Annotated in this window: 14 protein-coding genes; 8 read left to right on the top strand and 6 right to left on the bottom strand. The window is 50.3% G+C overall.

All coding sequences use genetic code 11. The features are described from left to right. Nucleotides 1-175: 175 nt before the first annotated feature. The 3 genes from der to AC1S52_RS26250 all read left to right on the top strand — a co-directional run bounded on the left by der (nt 176) and on the right by AC1S52_RS26250 (nt 3,648). Nucleotides 176-1,537: a ribosome biogenesis GTPase Der gene (gene der, locus AC1S52_RS26260; protein ID WP_482032000.1), complete on the top strand. Its 1,362-nt coding sequence runs from the start codon at nt 176-178 to the stop codon at nt 1,535-1,537. 12 nt (nt 1,538-1,549) lie between these two features. Continuing rightward, complete coding sequence (locus AC1S52_RS26255) at nt 1,550-2,542, top strand: energy-coupling factor transporter transmembrane component T family protein (protein ID WP_482031999.1); 993 nt, start codon at nt 1,550-1,552, stop codon at nt 2,540-2,542. Nucleotides 2,543-2,763: 221 nt separating this feature from the next. Beyond that, the gene (locus tag AC1S52_RS26250; RefSeq protein ID WP_482031998.1) at nt 2,764-3,648 is read left to right on the top strand and encodes an eCIS core domain-containing protein; all 885 of its coding nucleotides are present in this window, start codon (nt 2,764-2,766) and stop codon (nt 3,646-3,648) included. 240 nt (nt 3,649-3,888) lie between these two features. On the opposite strand, the gene AC1S52_RS26245 is transcribed toward AC1S52_RS26250, so the two are convergent. The 4 genes from AC1S52_RS26245 to lpdA all read right to left on the bottom strand — a co-directional run bounded on the left by AC1S52_RS26245 (nt 3,889) and on the right by lpdA (nt 8,591). Next, a complete protein-coding gene (locus AC1S52_RS26245) occupies nt 3,889-5,307 on the bottom strand; it encodes a hypothetical protein (RefSeq protein ID WP_482031997.1) in 1,419 nt (472 codons plus the stop codon). Between the two features lie 233 nt (nt 5,308-5,540). Next, a complete protein-coding gene (locus AC1S52_RS26240) occupies nt 5,541-5,837 on the bottom strand; it encodes a DUF5340 domain-containing protein (protein ID WP_482031996.1) in 297 nt (98 codons plus the stop codon). Nucleotides 5,838-5,932: 95 nt separating this feature from the next. After that, nucleotides 5,933-6,832 (bottom strand): indole-3-glycerol phosphate synthase TrpC, encoded by a 900-nt coding sequence (trpC, locus tag AC1S52_RS26235; RefSeq protein WP_482031995.1) that lies wholly within the window; start codon nt 6,830-6,832, stop codon nt 5,933-5,935. 325 nt (nt 6,833-7,157) lie between these two features. Next, entirely contained in the window at nt 7,158-8,591 is a 1,434-nt protein-coding gene (gene lpdA, locus AC1S52_RS26230) for a dihydrolipoyl dehydrogenase (RefSeq protein WP_482031994.1), read from the bottom strand. 299 nt (nt 8,592-8,890) lie between these two features. Here lpdA and AC1S52_RS26225 point away from each other — a divergent pair, with 299 nt between their 5' ends. Continuing rightward, complete coding sequence (locus tag AC1S52_RS26225; RefSeq protein WP_482031993.1) at nt 8,891-9,124, top strand: hypothetical protein; 234 nt, start codon at nt 8,891-8,893, stop codon at nt 9,122-9,124. A gap of 127 nt (nt 9,125-9,251) precedes the next feature. Here the strand turns inward: AC1S52_RS26225 and AC1S52_RS26220 are convergent, their stop codons facing one another. Further along, nucleotides 9,252-10,031, bottom strand: coding sequence for a TrmH family RNA methyltransferase (locus tag AC1S52_RS26220; RefSeq protein WP_482031992.1), 780 nt, complete (start codon nt 10,029-10,031; stop codon nt 9,252-9,254). 216 nt (nt 10,032-10,247) lie between these two features. Further along, a complete protein-coding gene (locus AC1S52_RS26215; RefSeq protein WP_482031991.1) occupies nt 10,248-14,819 on the bottom strand; it encodes a CHAT domain-containing protein in 4,572 nt (1,523 codons plus the stop codon). Nucleotides 14,820-15,197: 378 nt separating this feature from the next. Here AC1S52_RS26215 and AC1S52_RS26210 point away from each other — a divergent pair, with 378 nt between their 5' ends. From AC1S52_RS26210 to AC1S52_RS26195, 4 genes are all read left to right on the top strand, one after another. Beyond that, nucleotides 15,198-15,401 (top strand): hypothetical protein, encoded by a 204-nt coding sequence (locus AC1S52_RS26210; RefSeq protein WP_482031990.1) that lies wholly within the window; start codon nt 15,198-15,200, stop codon nt 15,399-15,401. Between the two features lie 275 nt (nt 15,402-15,676). Further along, nucleotides 15,677-16,642 carry a GNAT family N-acetyltransferase gene (locus AC1S52_RS26205; RefSeq protein ID WP_482031989.1) on the top strand — a complete coding sequence of 322 codons (966 nt, stop codon included), beginning with the start codon at nt 15,677-15,679 and terminating at the stop codon, nt 16,640-16,642. Between the two features lie 365 nt (nt 16,643-17,007). After that, nucleotides 17,008-17,217, top strand: coding sequence for a hypothetical protein (locus AC1S52_RS26200; RefSeq protein WP_482031988.1), 210 nt, complete (start codon nt 17,008-17,010; stop codon nt 17,215-17,217). 318 nt (nt 17,218-17,535) lie between these two features. Continuing rightward, nucleotides 17,536-17,859 (top strand): hypothetical protein, encoded by a 324-nt coding sequence (locus AC1S52_RS26195; protein ID WP_482031987.1) that lies wholly within the window; start codon nt 17,536-17,538, stop codon nt 17,857-17,859. Nucleotides 17,860-18,021 lie beyond the last annotated feature (162 nt).

The raw sequence follows: 18,021 nt of genomic DNA, 5'->3' as shown, positions 1-18,021 counted from the left end.
GAACTGGAGATTTTCCCAGGAAAACCTACGGGTTTCTAAGTTGGTGAGGCTAACGAACAAATTTTTAGTTCGTTAGAATAGGGAATTGTTAAAGATTACAGTCAGGCAGGTCAAGAGGGCAGAAAGCGCTGCGCCTATGGTTTCTTTCCCTGCACCTATCTCCCTATTTCTTACCATGCCTCTTCCCGTTGTTGCTATTATCGGTCGCCCAAATGTGGGCAAATCTACAGTCGTCAATCGGTTGGCGGAAGTACAGGATGCGATTGTCTACGATGAGCCGGGGGTTACCCGCGATCGCACTTACAAGCGGGCATACTGGGGCGATCGTGAATTCTTGGTGGTCGATACCGGCGGACTGGTATTTGACGATGACACTGAATTTCTACCGCTGATTCGGGAACAGGCGATGGCGGCTCTGGCAGAGTCCAGTGTTGCCATTTTTCTGGTAGATGGGCAGATGGGGCTGACTTCAGCCGATGAGGAAATTGCCACCTGGTTGCGGCAACAGTCGGTTCCTGTTCTGCTGGCGGTGAATAAATGCGAATCAGTCGATCAGGGAGTCACCCAGGCAGCAGAGTTCTGGCAGTTGGGGTTGGGAGAACCGTACCCAATTTCGGGCATTCATGGCAGTGGCACGGGTGATTTGTTGGACCAGCTAATTACCCATTTGCCCTCTGCCGAAGAAGTGACAGAGGAAGAAGAAATTAAGGTGGCGATCACTGGTCGTCCTAATGTGGGTAAGTCGAGTCTGTTGAATGCCTTTGTCGGCGAGAACCGCTCCATCGTCAGCCCTATTTCCGGGACTACACGGGACGCGATCGACATGGTGGTAGAACGGGACGGACGCACCTATCGGTTGGTCGATACGGCGGGTATTCGCAAAAAGAAAAATGTTGAGTACGGACCCGAATTTTTTGGGATTAACCGTGCCTTTAAAGCAATTAACCGCGCCAATGTGGTGCTGTTGGTGATTGATGCCTTGGATGGCGTAACGGAGCAAGACCAGAAGCTAGCTGGAAGAATTGCCGATGAAGGGCGCGGCTGCGTCATTATCGTCAACAAGTGGGATGCCGTAGAAAAAGATTCCTACACGATTTATGACTATGAGAAGGTAGCGCGCGATCGCCTCCATTTCCTCGAATGGGCAGAAATTATCTTTATCAGTGCCAAAACCGGGCAGCGGGTTGAAAAAATTCTCGATCTGGTTAATATTGCTGCGGAGCAGCATCAGCGAAGGGTAACCACCTCTGTTATTAACGAAGTGCTGGAAGATGCCGTTCGCTGGCACTCTCCTCCTACAACCCGCCAGGGACGGCAGGGCAAGATTTACTACGGCACCCAGGTCAGTACCCGCCCACCGACGATCGCTCTCTTTGTCAATGACCCAGAACTGTTCAACGACAACTATCGCCGCTATGTTGAGCGTCAGTTTCGGGAATCCCTGGGTTTCGCCGGAACCCCCATCCGTCTGTTATGGCGGGGCAAAAAAGTCCGCGACATGGAACGGGGTAATGTGAACCGGGCAACTCGGGTTTAGGTGGGGTCATTCATGGATCTACTGCGATCACTCCCAATTGGGCTTTACCTGGAACAACCCCTCACCTGGCTGCACCAGCTTGACCCTCGCGTAAAGCTGGCATGGCTGATGACGTTTCTGGCGGCTCCCCTGCTGGCAAATTCCCTTTGGCGGATTTTGCTAGTGGTTCTACTAATTGCGATTACCTTTGCAGCCATGATTCCCCTGCGGGTGTGGCGACAGCAGATGGTCTGGCTTTTGTTCCTCAGTGTGTTGGTGTTTGCCCTGACTGCCCTGCTCCCAGATGGATTGAAAACTCGATCTCAACCCCGTCTGCCTGCCGATGAACTCGCTTTCCAGCAGCAACCCGCCCAACTTACTCCTCCACCCCCTCAACAGTCCTGGAATCCCTTCCGCCTTGGGCAACCGTCTACCCCACCGCTTCCCGGAGAGCAGCGCGACCCTTCATTCCAGCAGCCAACAGATTACAATTACGTGCTGTTTCAGCAGGGACCCGTGACTGTCACCCGGCGATCGCTGGATCTGGCAATTCGCTTCAGTACCCTGCTGTTTACCCTGATCTACAGTGCGAACCTCTATCTACTCACTACGGCACCCGAAGAGATTACCGCCGCGATCGAAAACTGGATGGAACCGCTACGTCGTTTCAAAATACCCGTTACTGAGATTGCGCTGACGCTCACCCTTTCCCTACGCTTCATTCCTTTGGTATTAGAAGAGGTGCAAAACCTGATCCGTTCCGTCAGTACCCGTGCGATTAACTGGCGGAAACTTGGCTTGCGTCGCAGTGTTGAAGTCTGGTTGCTGGTGGCAGAACGCCTGCTCGAAAATTTACTCCTGAGAGCAGCACAAATTTCCAGCGCCATGAGCGTGCGTGGGTTTACCAGTCCCAATCAGCATCGGGTTGAATGGTATCCGTTTCAGTTGCGGTCAAGAGATTGGTTGGCGATCGCGGGCTTAGTTGGCTTTTGGGTTGCCCGTTTTGTTTGGGGAGCAGAGGCATAAACCCAACTGATTTGGTATAGGACATCCCCAGATCCCCGGCATCTGTGACATTGACTTCAGCCAATCACACGTAGATCAACGAGAAACCGGGGAGCTGAGCTCCCCGGTTTCTCGTTGCGTCAACTGCTAACTTTAGACAGATTGTCAGGGCACCATAGACCATAGACGATCGCATTACTAGGGTCATGGTTCGCTATACCTATCGCCTGTGGTGAATACCTATGAAAGCCCGTTCCTACCTCCAACGCCGCACCAACACGCAGTCTTCCGAATATCTCTCTGCTAGAATTCAGCCCCGTCTCTTTAGTGAACCCCACTTCGAGGAACCTCAGAATACGGGACACGACTTTTCCCAGGTGGATCTGTTCTCCCATGCACCTCAACGGAGTACCATTCAAGCCAAGCTCACAGTTGGGGCACCCAATGATGTGTATGAGCAGGAAGCGGACCGAGTTGCCGAGCAGGTCATGAGTACTCCGGGTTCTGCGACTCAGCAGCCTGTTCAACGAGAGGCGATGCCAGAGGAAGAGGAACTGCAAATGAAACCGCTGGCAGGCAAAATTACACCCCTGATCCAGCGAGAAGAAGAACCGGAACCAGAAAAAGAATTGCAGATGAAATCTCTCGGTACCCCCACCATTCAGCGGGATGAGGCAGCTGATGATGATGAGGCGGAAGATGAAGAACTGCAAATGAAATCTCTCGGTACCCCTACCCTTCAACGGGAAGAGGCAGCAGAGGCGGAAGAGGAAGAATTGCAAATGAAGCCCTCTCTGCAACGGCAAATAGATGGTAGTTTGCAGGCAGGGGGCAATCTGGAAGGTCAGTTAAACAGCAGTCAGGGTAATGGCGCTCCCTTGCCCGATGATGTACGCACCTTTATGGAACCCCGTTTTGGTAAAGATTTCAGCCAGGTGCGGGTACATACAGGTAGCGAAGCAATTCAGATGAACCAGGATCTCAACGCCCAGGCATTCACCCATAAGCAGGACATCTATTTTGGATCTGGCAAATCCCCTGCTAACGATGCCCTGACTGCCCATGAATTAACCCATGTCGTTCAGCAGAACGGGGCTAAACCCCAGCAAGAAACTCATCAAGAATAAAAAGCCACTAAGCAAATTTATTACAGCCGTTTCCGCTTGTCTAAGCCACACACACATCCACCCATCTACTCATCCACACGCCATTGTGGTTTACTCATCTGAAAATCGCTGTAGGACATAGCAGCACCGGGCAATTGGCTGTTGGCTAATCGCTAAATACAACCCTTTCCCATTGCAGAAGCCACCCTGTTCTCTATCATGGTCCGATTCCTCTTGTATTCATTTTTCCTCCTCTCCCCCTTAGGATCGCCTACTCTTATAACTCCGCCGCCGCATTAGAAACTCTGGCAGGTCTACCTTAGTCGAATGAGCAGGATTGGAAGATGCAAGGTGAGCCGGACTGGCAGGATCGGGAATGCCACTGGTGGATGCTTGCATGGCGATCAACAGGTCAGTCAATTCAGCCGGAGGATCGGGAAGGATTTGCTCCATCAATTCTTTGAGCCGCACCACCCGGCTCTGATTGTTTACATACCGATCTTTCCAGTGCTGAACAGCGGTTTCATACTCACTTGCCTGCTGCGCCTGCCTTAGAATTTGCTCCTGCATCTCGTGGGTCTGACTTTCCAGTTCTGCCGCACGGGACTGCTGCCGCTCCCGGTCTTCTTCTAGCTCCTGGCAGGCTTGTTGAAGCATTACCTGAGTAGTCAATTGACGGGCAATTTCCGCTTCCAGTTCTTCAACTTTGGTCTGGGCGATCGCCTGCGTGCGTTCGGTTGCAGCTTTTCCTTTTGTCTGGCGGGAATTATGGGTAGATTGGGGCGCATCCACAATCAGAGTTGGCTGATTTTCCAGATTCGTGCGTGCCTGGTTCAGTTCAATTTCTAATTGTTCCAAGCTGGACTGACGCTCATTCAAGGTTTGGGTCAGGTCTTGTAAGTGCGCCTGAGTTTGTTCCAGTTGAGTTTCCAACTCCCCTGCCCGCACCCTGGTAGATAACGCCTCGGACTCCAGCTCTAAAATGCGCTGCTGTTGAACGCGAAACGCATTTTGATAGTCTGCCAGTTGTTTTTCTAAGGATTGCTGGTAAATTTGACCTTCCGCACGATCTCGGGCAATCTGGCTGTGCAGATTTTCCATCTCTGTCTGCTGCGTCTGGGTCAGGGTTTCCATCATTGTCAGCAGTTCTTGCAGCGTGCGATCGCGCTCCTGGCTATCCGTCTTCTGAGTTTCCAGCGTTGCCTGCTGCTCTGCCAGTTGCAACTTCAGGCGCACAATCGCCTGCTGCTGAATATTAGCAATCTCTTCGGTCGAAGCCAGTTGGGTTTCCAGAAACTGCTGATCAATCATTTGATGCTGCATTTCCTTCAAACAAGTCTGGGACTGATCCAACGCCTGCTCCAGATGGCGGATCCGTTCAACCTGTCCGTGAGACAGCGATCGCACCTGCACCAACTCCGCTAGCAGGGCACCGTGCTCGGTTTCCCAGAGTCGCCGCTGGCGTTTGATTTCCGCTGTTGCCTGCTGCTTTAAATCCTGAATGGCTGCTTGAATCTCAGGTTCTAATTGATCTGGGTTCAACGCCAGCGGGGGATCGAAACAAAGCTCCAGTTGTTCCATAGCCTGAGGAATGCCCCTTTCATCCACAGCAATTCCTTCGTCGGAGCAATGACCATTCTCTACCGACCAGGAATCATGAACGATGTTCGGCTCAGACACTCAGGACCTCCCGAAATGCTGGCTGGATTTTGCACTTCATTGCCAGCCTCGATCTACCTTAATAGACCTAGCGGTGGAATGCCGATATTGTAAATTAACTCTACCCAAAAACGGTCTGGGCAAAAAAACAACGAAAGGGCAAAGGAAGGAACTAAACTCTACCACCCCATTTCTAAATGTCAACCTGGATGGGCACCAAAGCCAACTTCTTTAGGAAGTTAGAGGCATTAATTTCAGGATGCGCTCTCTTGGGGAAAGCCAGTCGTTTTTGAATTGGGGGGTTCCAGAGGCACTGGTTGCCCCAGTTTAAGATCATTTAAAGACCACCGATACTCAACGGGCAGCTTTTTGCGTTGACAGTTTTCTTCCAGATGTTTTTGCTGGGCAAGTGCCTTACGTAAGGTAATGATGAGCTGGTGTACCTGTTCCTGAACGGCAGGCGTAGAATTGGTGGCAAACATGGTCTGGCGTTCTAACAATTGGAGCAGCAATTCATAGTGAATGTGCGACGGAAGGGGAATGGGTTCCATGCAGACAACCTACCTCAATAGATGAATCAACCAACACAGCCAAGCAAAGAACAAACTCCCAAACAGAGGGGGACCCCGTATATCGTCCCGCAGGTTTAAGAGGGGGCGGCAGGCGCGTCAAATAACTGTAACAACGCACTGGCGGGATCGGGTTGTCTCATCAGTGATTCCCCAATCAACACGGCACTGGCACCAGCCTTTGACACCAGGCTCAAATCCGCAGGTGTATGCAACCCGGACTCACTGACGACTAAAATCCCTCTCGCTTGCAGTTGCTCCCGTCGCTGCGCCAAAATGTCGCAGGTCGTCTGCAAGCTGACTGAAAAGTTTTGCAAGTTACGGTTGTTAATGCCAACCAGCATGACACCATCCAGGGAAAGCACTCGGTCAAGCTCTTCCAGCGTATGCACTTCAACCAAAGCAGTCAACCCCAGAGCTTTAGCAATTTTGAGAAAGTATTGCAGGTCTTTATCTGGCAGAATGGCTGCGATCAACAGAATGGCATCCGCTCCGTTTACCCGCGCCTGATACATCTGGTAGGGGTAGATGATGAAGTCTTTGCACAGCAGCGGCAGGTCGGTAACAGACCGAATTTTGGAGAGATTGGCAAAACTGCCCTGAAAGAATTTTTGATCGGTGAGTACAGAAAGGCAGGTTGCCCCGCCTTGCTCATACGCCTGGGCGATCGCCACCGGGTCAAAATCCTCCCGAATCACCCCTTTGCTAGGAGATGCTTTTTTAACCTCTGCAATCACCGCTGGTTGGGTTTTTCCCTGCTTGAGCGCGGCTAAAAAATCATGAGGGGGAGCAATATCCAGGAGCTGCTTTTGTAGCTCAACCAGCGGCTGTAACTGCCGCATTCGGTCAACTTCCCCCTCCTTGTACCAGACAATCTCTTCCAAAATATGCTGGGGATCACTACCAGGAACTTTTACCTGGTAGCGCAGTTCTTCAACAGCAATCACCGGATTCGGTGGACGACGACGGATCTCCATGAGCAATCAGACCGTAAATTAAGGCATTTCAACACTGACACCAGAAGAGGAGGTATGAACCTCTCTGACTGACCTGTCATCAAAACTACTTTGATAGCGTAACGCAATTAGGAAAATTTACAGGAGGGAAAGGTATAGAGGTATACAAAAAGCCATTTTTTGGAGAAGTGAAAGGTCTTGAGTTGAAAGTTGAAAGTGAAGAGTTAAGCGGTAATGGGGAATAGTTTGTCATTGGTCATTCGTCCTTTGTCATCTGTAAGTACCCATGACCAATGACCAATGACTGCTAAACCTCTCCCCTGCCTCACTTCTCACTCCTCACTCCTCAATGCGCTCCGATCGCCCGTTTGTAGGCTTCATCCAGCACTTCAGATAGGGTCGGATGGGTGTGAACTAGAAATGCCAGGGAGTGGACAGACTGACGCTGGGCGATCGCGCTGGCGGCTTCATGGATCAGGTCGGAGGCGTGCAGCCCAAAGATATGAACACCGAGGACTTCGCCCGTATCCTTCCGGTAGATGACTTTGGCGATCCCTTCCGTCTCACCTTCAGCAAGTGCTTTGGCGTTGCCTTTAAAGTAGGTCCGCACCGATGCTACCTCAAACCCTTCCGCTTTCCCCTTTTCCTGGGCAGCCGTTTCCGTCATCCCCACGAAGCCAATTTCAGGGTGAGTAAAGGCGGCAGCAGGGATGCTGTGATAATCGATTGTCTGAAGTCGCCCACAGATATTTTCTACCGCCGCAATTCCCTGGGCTGAGGCAGCATGCGCCAGCATCATCTTGCCGGTGGCATCCCCGATCGCCCATAGATGGGGCACGGGTTCTCCTCCTGCCAGAACCGCCAGATGGTCATCAATGGGAATGAACCCACGCCGATCTACCTCTGCACCGACGGCATCAAGACCCAGATCTTTGGTGAAGGGAATCCGTCCAGTCGCAATCAGACAGGCATCCACTTCTAAAACTTCAACCGTTTCCTTTGTTTTCGCATCCGCCAGTTCAATCACGACGGGCGATCCCGGCGTTACCTTCTTTGCCAGCATCCCCACCTTTGTCTCAATGTCACGGGGAGTAATCAGCACCCGTTGTGCCAGTTTGGCAATGTCAGAATCAAACCCTGGCATCAGTTGGTCCAGAGCTTCAATCAGGGTAATTTCACAACCCAGTGCCGAGTAGACATCGGCAAACTCCAAACCGATGTAGCCACTCCCCACGATCGCTATCCACGGGGGCAATGACTCCAGCCGCACCGCATCATCACTGGTAAACACTGTCTTGTGGTCAATTTCTACACCGGGTGGGACAAACGGCACTGAACCGGGAGCCAGCAAGATATCTTTTGCTGTGATAGTCTTTTCGCCCTCTGGCGTGGCTACGACGATTTTTTGAATTCCAGCCACCTTTGCCCGACCGTGGATGGTATCAACCCCAAGCCGTTTCAGGCTACCAATCAAGCCCTCCCGCTGTTTGGTGACAATCATATTCGCATGGTCGGCGATCGCCTGTCGGTCAAAGGTCACATCCTCTACCTGCACGCCCAGCGCTTTCAGATGTCCAGCATTCTGTAGCTCACGCACTTTGCCCGACGCTGCCAATAGTGCCTTTGAAGGAATACAGCCACGGTTGACACAGGTGCCACCCATATCTGCCGCCTCAATGATGGCAGTCTTCAATCCACAACTTACCGCATGAAGAGCCGCTCCATGCCCGCCCACCCCTGCTCCAACAATGACTAAATCGTAATCAAATGACTGACTCACATCATTTCTCCCGTTAATTCCTTCCTATTTTAATTCGCCTGTACCCGCTGCCTCTTAACCCGTATCCCTTCTCTCAGTGCCACTTCTCAACGGATTGTATCCAAAAATGCAGGCATCTGATGAAGATTGGGAACTCTAGTATCAGGCTTTGGTAAATGACAGTCCCTCAAGCCAGAAGCCATCTATTCTTGGAGTGTCACAACCAATTGTTTGCTTATTGTTCAGATATGCAAGAATCCACTAAACCTGAGAATGCGCAAAGTCTGGTTTCTGGAATCCCTATTTTGGAGTCGAGCACTATGATGGATCAGCATCAGCGAGAACTGCGTCATGCCGCAGCCAGGGCATTTATGGAATCGCTCGACCAACTGCAAGATACCCTTCAAACCCCGCATAATCAGTCTGCTCAACCGCCCATCCGTCAACGCGAATCCAAAGCCTCGCCATCCCTCCAGTTTGACCTGAACACCTTTGAACAAGCAGTAGCCGATATTGAGGAGTTCATTGAGAGCCGTTATAAAAAAGAGGCATGAAGCGCTCAGCTTGAGCTTTGACAGTTTGACTTCAACGGTTTGACTTCAACGGTTTGGCTTCAAAAGGACATTCCGTTGATTACCTGTCTCCCCTGTCCGGTTTCACACCTCTAACCCCGTACCCCGGCTACCGCTGACTCCTCTGCCGTTTCGCTTCATAGAGGATGAGGGCAGCCGCGATCGCTACATTTAGCGACTCCACCCCTGGGCTGAGGGGGATTTTGCAGGTGTGGTCAGCCAGGGCAGCCAGTTCTGGGGAAAGACCGGCTCCCTCATTACCTAGCAAAATTAAGCTGGGGGGGCGGAGGTCAACTTCCCAATAGGTTTGGGTGGCACTGGGCAGGGTGGCAATCATCTGGATTCCCTCTTGCTGGTAATGGGATAGCTCTTGCCCCAATTGGTTACTAGAAGTGATGGGTACCTGAAACCACTGCCCTGCGGAAGCCCGCAGGACCTTAGGATGGTCGGGGTCTACACTATCGGCACTCAGTAATAGTCCATCGGCACCTGCCGCAGCCACCGTGCGGATCATGGTTCCCAGATTGCCAGGGTCTTGAATGGTTTCCAGGACCAATCCCAAAGTCTTGAATACGGGTTTAGGGGTTGCAGTTCGTTCTATCGTTGCAGCCACTCCATCCGGCTCGACTGTGGTGGCGATCGCCCGCAGCACTTCTGGACTGACCAGTTCTACCCGCTGAGCTTGTTGACTTACCTGCTCCCAAAGTTGGGGATATCGCACCTGCCAATCCTGGGTGTAGCAGACCGTTGCCAGTGGGTAATGAGCAGCCAGGGCAGCCTCTATTAAATGAGTCCCTTCTAGCAGAAAAAGTTGTTGCCGATGTCGTTCCTTCGCCTGATGTAGCTTGCGTAGTTGTTTGACCAGAGGGTTTTGGAGGCTAGTGAGCATGGAAGGGAGATGAGGGAATGGGGGGATGGGGGGAGAGGGAGAAGAAGGGGAGAGGGAGAAGAAGGGGAGAGATCCCAGGCATGACAGCGGTTCTCATGCTGATGCGGTACAAGCTAGTGGTTTGTTATGAGTCATTAGTCCTTTGTGGGCGACCAATGACCAATGATTAAGAACGACCAAAAACGTACCTCACAAAGCTGAGAATTGCTAAAAATCTCATAGTCCATTCCCAATCAGGATAAAGGGTGCCCAGTAGTATGGATGGCTAAAGTCACCCGCAGATTCTGGTTGCCCTTTGGAATCAGAAGCGGAGTCAGCCACCACACCTAGCCCCCGTGAGATTTCAGGGGATACTTTTTTTGCTTGAAGCAGGCTTAACTGTGCCTGCCGTAGTGCCTCTGCTTTTGTAATTGGGTTCTCTGGGGTTCCGTGTGCCAGGTTTTTATATAGCTGCTGCATCAAATAGCTTGTGCTGGCATCGTCAACCATCCACAAAGAGGCTATCACTGCCTTCGCCCTATCTTGCACAAAGTAGGAACTGATGCCTTGAATTTCTAAACCATTGGCTGCCAATTCTCCCAATCCCGTTTCGCAGGCAGACAAAATGACCAGATGAACCCCTCTTAAGTCCTCCAGGAATTTGATCCGGCTAATGGCGTAGCGTTCTCCTTCACCTGTTTTGCCGCTACTGAGCAGCAGAAATGAATCATTCGGGTTGGTTGAATCAAATTGTCCGTGGGTCGCGATGTGGACAATGTTGCGGCCCCTGAGATTTGATTCCAGGCTGGTTTCCGTAAACGCTTCATTCATAAAGACCGTGCCGGGATAAATTCCCTGGGCGTTGCCTTCTGCCTTGACGATCGCCTGAATTTCTTTCTCCACATGGGGCAAAGGAGAAAACCCTTCGATGGCTTCCGAAATACCCAATCCCAGTATTTTGGGGTTGGAGGGCAGGCGATCGCTGACATCCGTTAACCCAGCATTCAGCACATTTGATACAGCGTATTTTTGGATGAGGTACTGCTTGCCATCAAATAAAGCTGCCAGGGGAATGTAGTTAATGGCGTGATCGGGCGCAATCACCAGGTTTCGGACTTGATTTGCCTGCCAGTTGCCTTTCGTTTCAATTGGTTTAATTAAACAGTCGTACAGTTCTTTGCCCAACGTCTGAACCCTGGTGGGATTTCCTGGAATTCTCAGCGCAGTCCGAAATTCTGCAATCGTTTGGTTGAGTTGGATTTCACCCATTGGGCAGGTGGCACTACTCAAAACTCCTCCTGCCGATGCCCACAGGAGATGGATGCGATCGCCCATGACCAGGGGGTAAATCATCACTGTCCCCGGTTGGGCATCGACAATTTTGCTGGCACTGGCAATAAAGTCTCGACTGCGTTGATCAATTCGGACAATGGTTCCGTCCTTGATCTGGGTTTGTACCGTCTGAATGTATTGGTCAAACTGGGTTTGGAGTTGCCTCAGTTGCTCCCTGAGGGGGGTACACTCTGCTGGCTGGCACTGTTTGACCCGTTGACCAAAGGCAACCAGACTTTGATACTTTTGCTGAATTTGTTGTTCCGTTTCACTGAGGGCAAGTTCAGCCAGTCTGGTGGAGGAGCGAGTTCCCCCGGTAAAGTCGTTTAATTCCTGGACTTTGAGCAGTTCCAGCACCTGCTGTCCTTCTCCAATTCGTCCCTGGGAAATCAGCAGGTCAGCCAGTTGGCGATAAATATCAGCGGTTTTGACCTGATCAAAATCGAAGGTGGCTTGCAAGAACGATTGCTGTAAATCGGTGGAAAGTTCTTTAATTTGAGAGCGTCTATCTTCAATGCCGTTGATTGCCTGTTTATAGAAGACGATCGCCACTTCTGGCTGGTTGCGATCGGCGTAGGTGCGGGCTAACCCGGCATAAATCCCCGTATTAGCAATAGCAGCTCTGGAATTTTCAAGGTTTTTGCTGATCGATAGCGCTGCTTGATAGGTGGCGATCGCCTCCTCAAATCTGCCAAATCGACGGTGCAGGTTGCCCAACAGGGTGAGCGTGCCCTTCTCGTTATTTGTATCTTGCAATTGGCGACTGATTGCTAAAGCTGTATTGGCGGCTGCCACTGCCTGTTGCTCATTCCCCATCTCACCATAGCTGAGACTGAGAATAAAATGGCTGTTTAACGCTAACGGCGGGGTTTTATCCTGGGCAACTGCCACCCCCTTTTCAGCCAACTCGACGGCTTTCTGAGCCTCACCCTGCGCCCAGGCGACATGAGCTAACTGTAGCCATGCCAGAGCCTCTACGGGAACAAACCCAACTTTTTGAGCCTCAGAAAGGGCTTCTGTATAGAGAGTACGACTGGTTTGATAATCACCCAGGGTGACATAGGTATAGCCCAGGGTAATCAAAGCCAGGGAGCGGGTGAGGGCACTGGGCAGTTTTCGGCTCAGTTCGGTGCTTTGCTGCAAAAATTCTAGTGCCTGGGGAGTTTTTCCCTGCGCTCCATAAATTTTAGTCAGGGCTTTAAGAGCTTTGGTTTGCAGTTCAAGTTCGCCGCTTTTCTGAGCAATCTGCAACGCCTGCTGTCCCAGTTCGATCGCCTTTGGATAATGCTCCTGCGCGGCATAGAGTTGACTGAGTTGAGCCAGGGCATCCACCTCCAGTTTGGGTTGGTTAGGGATATTTGAAGATGGTTTGGATTGGGCGATCGCTAACGCCTGTTGGGTAGAGGCGATCGCCTGGGGTAACTCCTGACGGCTGGCATAGGTCTGTCCTAAATCCATCAGCGCCATAACTTCTTCCCCGGGTTCAGCCATCCTGCGCGCCAGAGCCAGGTGTTGCTGGCTAAACTCCAGTGCCCTGTTATAGTCTCCCATCAGTCGATGATCCAGGCTCAACCCCGACAGTGCCCGCATCTGGGCAATTCGCAAATGGGGTCGGACATTGAACGGCAATGTTGCTAAATCAATTGATTCTGCTTTAGCCAGGGCTTGTTGCCTATATATAATTGCCTGAGACAGGTTGCCAAACAGCCCATAACTGCTGCCGATTCCAGCTAAAGCAAAGACTTCTCCCACCGGGTCCACTTGACGACGGGCAATTTCCAAAGTCTGCTGTTCCACTTCAATCTGCTTGCGATACTCCCCCTGCTGACCGTAAATGCTTTGCAGGATTCCCAATGCCCCATTTTGTGCTCGCCAATTTTCAGATTTATGGGCAATATCAACTGCCGTTTGAGCTGATGCCTCTGCTTTTCCAAAGTCTCGTAGTTCCTTGTAGACCGCTGCAATGGTCGTGTAAGCATCACTCTTCAGTCCCAAAATCTGTTTCTCCAGATCTCGGTCTTCTAATCCTCTGGCAATCTGCAATGCCTCTGTCGCCAGGGTCAGCACCCGATTTGCCTGTTGAAGCCTTTCCGGGTGATTTTTTTGATCCCGGGCAAAACTGGCAATTAATGTATGTACTCGCATTGCTCCCAGCAGGGCATTGACCTGTCCTGCCGGAGCGTCCAGGGTTTTGTAAAGGGTCCGCGCTTGATCAAAGAATTTCAGGCTTTTGGTCAGGTTATCCAACCGTTGATCCTCATCACTGATTAGTTTATGGATATCCCCCAAGCGTAGAAGGGTATTGGCTTCCTCACCTGGTTGATTCCAGGCTTTGGCAAGTTCAAGTTTTTGTTGACCCAATTGAATGACTCGACCAGCGGATTGATTGAGCTGTACGCGATCGCCCCGGTGATGGGCATCCAGGGCAATCGCCTGATAAATGGCAAGCATGACATCCAGAGCACTCAACTGTCCTGGCTTGCTGTCTAGCTTCTGGTAAACGGCTGAACTTTGCTCTGCGGCTGCGATCGCCTTTGGAAATTCCTTCAATCCCAAATAGGCGCGAGCTAACCCCTCCAAATTTTGAGTTTCCCAGGTGGGTTCCGAAGCTTTGCGAGACACTTCTATTCCCCGTTGATAGTAGGGAACGGCTGCTTTGTACTGTCCCAGAGCACGATTAAAATCCCCCACTGAGGATAGGGCTATGGCAATCATGCGGTGATTTTCAGCTTTTTCTGCCAGTTCTAGAAGCTGTTGAGCGCCTTCTAATGCCTTGGGGTAATTTTTCAGGGTGTTGTAAGTATTGATGATTGCCAACAAGGCTTCCAGTTGAAAGGAGGTTTCATTCAGTTCCTGCGCTCTGGTCAATAGACGCTGGGCGGTTTTAATCGATTGCTCCGGTTGTTTCAAACTGCGGTAAGTCACGGCTAAGTTCTGGAGGGCGACCAGCTCCATAAAGGGATTCTGGTGCTGCTCCGCGATCGCCAGTGCTTGCTCCAGGTACTCCATCCCCTGTACCAATTTTCCAGAGTCCCGATAAGCCAGACCCAGGTTATTCAATGCCCTTGATTCCAAATCAGTGTCCTTAATGGAGCGGGCAACCTCCAGGGCTTGCTGGTAGTAAACAACGGCATTGGGGTAATCCTTTTGGGTCAAGTAAACATTGCCCATACTCCGCAGGGTATGCCCTTCTTTCAGCCGTTCCTCAAGCTTCCGGTAGATGATCAACGCTTGCTCAAAAGACCCCAGTGCTTCCAGGTACTGATCTTTTCCAAGCTGCTGGGTTCCCTGCTCAAACAGGCGATCTGCGTCAGCTTTGCGGTCTTCCAGGGTTTGTGCCAGGAGGGGAGGGGAGGGATGGGGCGTGGAGGGGAGGGGAGCAATTAAAAATGCAAAATTGCCCAGGAAAAATGTGAGTGGTAGAAGAACTTGATTTTGAATTTTGAATTTTGAACTTTGAATTTTTGAGCGGCGCATTCAGGCTCTCCTCCATTCGCTGAAAAGGCTCCTCCATAATTTACCGCTCGATTACCGGAAGTTATGCTGCGATCGCTCTTTCCCAAGCCCTCCGAGGTCTTTAAAAACTTCGGAGGGCTGAACCATAGAGATCACAGCAATTCGATGCCGAATTCTGGAATCCTTGAAACATAGTTGTAGTATTTGTAGTACCTTTGCTTAAGTCGTGCTTCTGGCTAGCTCGTAACCTGGTGTTTCGCTCCAAATGCGACCAAAGCAACGAACTCTCTATCAGCAACCGTCATCCATTCCAAAGAAATATCACGGATTTCTCTAAATGCGGAATAACAAAATGGTTTGCTGAAGCTAAAACAGCCCCCCATCTAAAAGGTAAAGATCATGGTGTTACTCTACTCTCCTCTGTTCAAACCATTCCAGTTCCCTTCCAGAACCAGTGAAAAACCTGAATCTGCTGAACTCGCTAATCAACCAAAAATTCCTCTGGATGACAAAATCCAGGAACACAATCGGCGGGATGGAGCAAGGGAACCTATCAATCACATTCAACCAACCTATCATCTGGAACGGAGACTGTTCCTCTAAAAATTGTCTGCTTGACAATTGAACTGAAACATTAAAACCACTAGGGGCTGTCATCAATTACCGGCTAGTTCCAATCGGCAGAAAGAGTTACAGCCTCTAGCCTGTTTGATTTGGAAGGGCGCGCTAATGCTTATTCCCTCAAGCTTTTGGTGAGGAATTGATGACGCGCCCTAGCGCAAAGCATTTGGGTTAATTTTGGTCAGTCCAAACTACTTCCTAACCCAGTGCTTTGCCTGTGATTTGTAGAAGCCTATTTAAGTATTCGGATAATTTTTATGAATATGCTAACCTTTCGTCCTTACCAGGGAGAAAAGGATTTACACGCGATCGCCGATCTCGCCAACCTCTGTGCGATCGCCGATCAGATTTCCGATTCATTTGTCTCGCTTGATGAACTTCGGGCTGATTTCAAGGCTCCCTCCTTTCAACCAGCGCGGGACCTGCGCCTGTGGGAAGACGACGACGGTCGGTTGATTGGCTTTGCCATGCTATGGATTCCAGACTCCAGTGAAATTTCGGCAGGAAATCTCTGGTTCAATGTGCATCCAGAGGCTCGCGATCGCGGACTGGAACTGGAAATGATTGGTTGGGCAACCACCGTGATGCGGTCAATCGGTCAGGAGCGAGGCGTTTCCACCAGTCTTCATACGGCTACGCGGGAAACCCTGACCAACCGGATTGCTTTTCTGGAACAGGAGGGTTTTCAACCAATCCGCTATTTCTTCCGCATGGAGCGATCGCTTCAGGAACCCATTCCTGCGCCCAATTTTCCAGAGGGTTTTACGCTTTACCAGATGAACGGCGAACAGGATCTCCAGCCCTGGGTTGAGATGTTTAACCAGTCCTTTATTGATCACTGGAACCACCATGAGTTGACTCTGGAAGAATGCCTCCACTGGATCAAGCACAATCCAAACTATCGACCAGAGCTAGACCTGGTGGCGATCGCCCCCGATCGTACCTTTGCCGCATTTTGTTATAGCGAAATCGATTCCACTTACAACGCTCACATAGGGCAACAGATTGGAGGAGTTCACCTGTTAGGCAGCCGCCGGGGGTTTCGCCGGATGGGTTTGGGACGGGCAATGCTGCTGACAGGTCTACACCGGCTCAAAGCCGCAGGCATGGAAATCGCCAGACTGGGAGTGGATACCGAAAACCCCTCTGGAGCAAAACATCTCTACGAATCTGTTGGGTTCAAACAGGTGTTGACCAATATCGTGTTTGCCAAACCGGTGTGAGTTATGGGGCCGAAGGAAGGATAAAGGATGAAGTCTAATAACTAATAACTAAAAACTAAAAACCCCCTCACTACTTCTTTCCCCTGCCTTTTTTCTTCATCTATAGCCTAAACTCCAATGTTAGGCTGCTTTATCTTTCGGTGAGGACGTTCTTCAAGGCTATCTTTCATTTTTCAACGCTAAGTTACAGTTGAGTTGTCCTGAAAACGAAGTAGTGAGTCTACCATCTGTTTTCGCTCTTTACCACCAAATAAACTGTTTACCTCATACTGACTACGAACAAACAAGGTACGGGAAACACTCTTTGTCAGGTTCAAAATAGGCTGAGTATAATTTGAAACAAGTTTACTTTGGAGATACTGGTTATGAGTAACAACGAAGGAGCAAAAGCGGCAGGGGCAGCAGCGGCAGGGGCAGCGGCAGGATATGGAGTCGTTGCGGCAACGGGTGTGACCGCGGCTGGTATGGTTGGCGGTGGTGCAGGTTTTGGTGCAGCAGCGGGTCCTGTTGGTGCAGGTATAGGGGCGTTGGCAGGATTAGCTACCTATGGCATCTATCGTGCTTTTAATGGCTAGTCAATTGAATCTAATGCTGGTAATGCAGCAGTTATATTTTATTAATCGAGGTGCAATAACTGTATTTACCAGCGTTCAAGGTTACAAATTATCGGAATTTACTCACTCAAGATTCTGGAGTGTATAGATGGTTTTTCCTTTGTGGTGGTTACTTAGTGGAATACTTGGAGTTGGAGCGCTGCTACTTCGATGGTTCTTCAGGGTATGGAACGAATTAGATGATCGGACTAAAAAATTAATTATTGAAGCGGTTGTTAAGGCTTTTGAGGAGATACTTCGTGCTTTTTACAAATGGTGGAAGCAAAGAGGAGGTAAATTATGAGTAACCTCGAAGAGTTTATGGATGAAGTACAAGAATCACCTACGAAAGCCCTACTAGCATCCAATACAACACTTCCAGCAATTCAATTAGGACTAAAAACAACTGTTGGTGGGCTTTTAGCACCGTTTTCAATCCCTAGTAGTGAGCAGCAGAAGTTTTCAGAAGAAGTATCTAGCTTAGTTCAAGATAAAGCTTTTTTATCTGAGTTCAGTGATCAAATTGGTGAACCTCTAGAGAATGAATCTGAGGATGAATTTGTGAAACGAGGTAGTGACGAATTAAGGAAAATGCTTTACAGAAAGTTTAATATACAATCTTAGCTAGATATTTGAATACAGAGCAGTACTCACAGCCTAAAAACCGCGCTGCACCGGAACGCTCCAATAGGGGTCGGTTGAGTTGCAAAGGTTATCGCTATCCGGTGAGCGCGAACGTTCAAGCTAAGGATAGCTGATGAGCTTGCGTTAATAATTGAAGATGGC

The organism is Kovacikia sp. CALU 1929, from assembly GCF_056784235.1.
Note: the sequence above shows the minus strand (reverse complement) of the source record. Positions and strands in the feature narration are given on the sequence as shown.

Bases quoted from the DNA above. Each gene is read 5' to 3' on its own strand.
- AC1S52_RS26225 (WP_482031993.1), top strand. From the start codon at position 8,891: ATGATGGATCAGCATCAGCGAGAACTGCGTCATGCCGCAGCCAGGGCA.
- AC1S52_RS26215 (WP_482031991.1), bottom strand. From the start codon at position 14,819: ATGCGCCGCTCAAAAATTCAAAGTTCAAAATTCAAAATTCAAAATCAA.
- AC1S52_RS26195 (WP_482031987.1), top strand. From the start codon at position 17,536: ATGAGTAACCTCGAAGAGTTTATGGATGAAGTACAAGAATCACCTACG.
- trpC (WP_482031995.1), bottom strand. From the start codon at position 6,832: ATGGAGATCCGTCGTCGTCCACCGAATCCGGTGATTGCTGTTGAAGAA.
- AC1S52_RS26205 (WP_482031989.1), top strand. From the start codon at position 15,677: ATGAATATGCTAACCTTTCGTCCTTACCAGGGAGAAAAGGATTTACAC.
- der (WP_482032000.1), top strand. From the start codon at position 176: ATGCCTCTTCCCGTTGTTGCTATTATCGGTCGCCCAAATGTGGGCAAA.
- AC1S52_RS26220 (WP_482031992.1), bottom strand. From the start codon at position 10,031: ATGCTCACTAGCCTCCAAAACCCTCTGGTCAAACAACTACGCAAGCTA.
- AC1S52_RS26255 (WP_482031999.1), top strand. From the start codon at position 1,550: ATGGATCTACTGCGATCACTCCCAATTGGGCTTTACCTGGAACAACCC.
- AC1S52_RS26200 (WP_482031988.1), top strand. From the start codon at position 17,008: ATGAGTAACAACGAAGGAGCAAAAGCGGCAGGGGCAGCAGCGGCAGGG.
- AC1S52_RS26210 (WP_482031990.1), top strand. From the start codon at position 15,198: ATGGTGTTACTCTACTCTCCTCTGTTCAAACCATTCCAGTTCCCTTCC.
- AC1S52_RS26240 (WP_482031996.1), bottom strand. From the start codon at position 5,837: ATGGAACCCATTCCCCTTCCGTCGCACATTCACTATGAATTGCTGCTC.
- AC1S52_RS26250 (WP_482031998.1), top strand. From the start codon at position 2,764: ATGAAAGCCCGTTCCTACCTCCAACGCCGCACCAACACGCAGTCTTCC.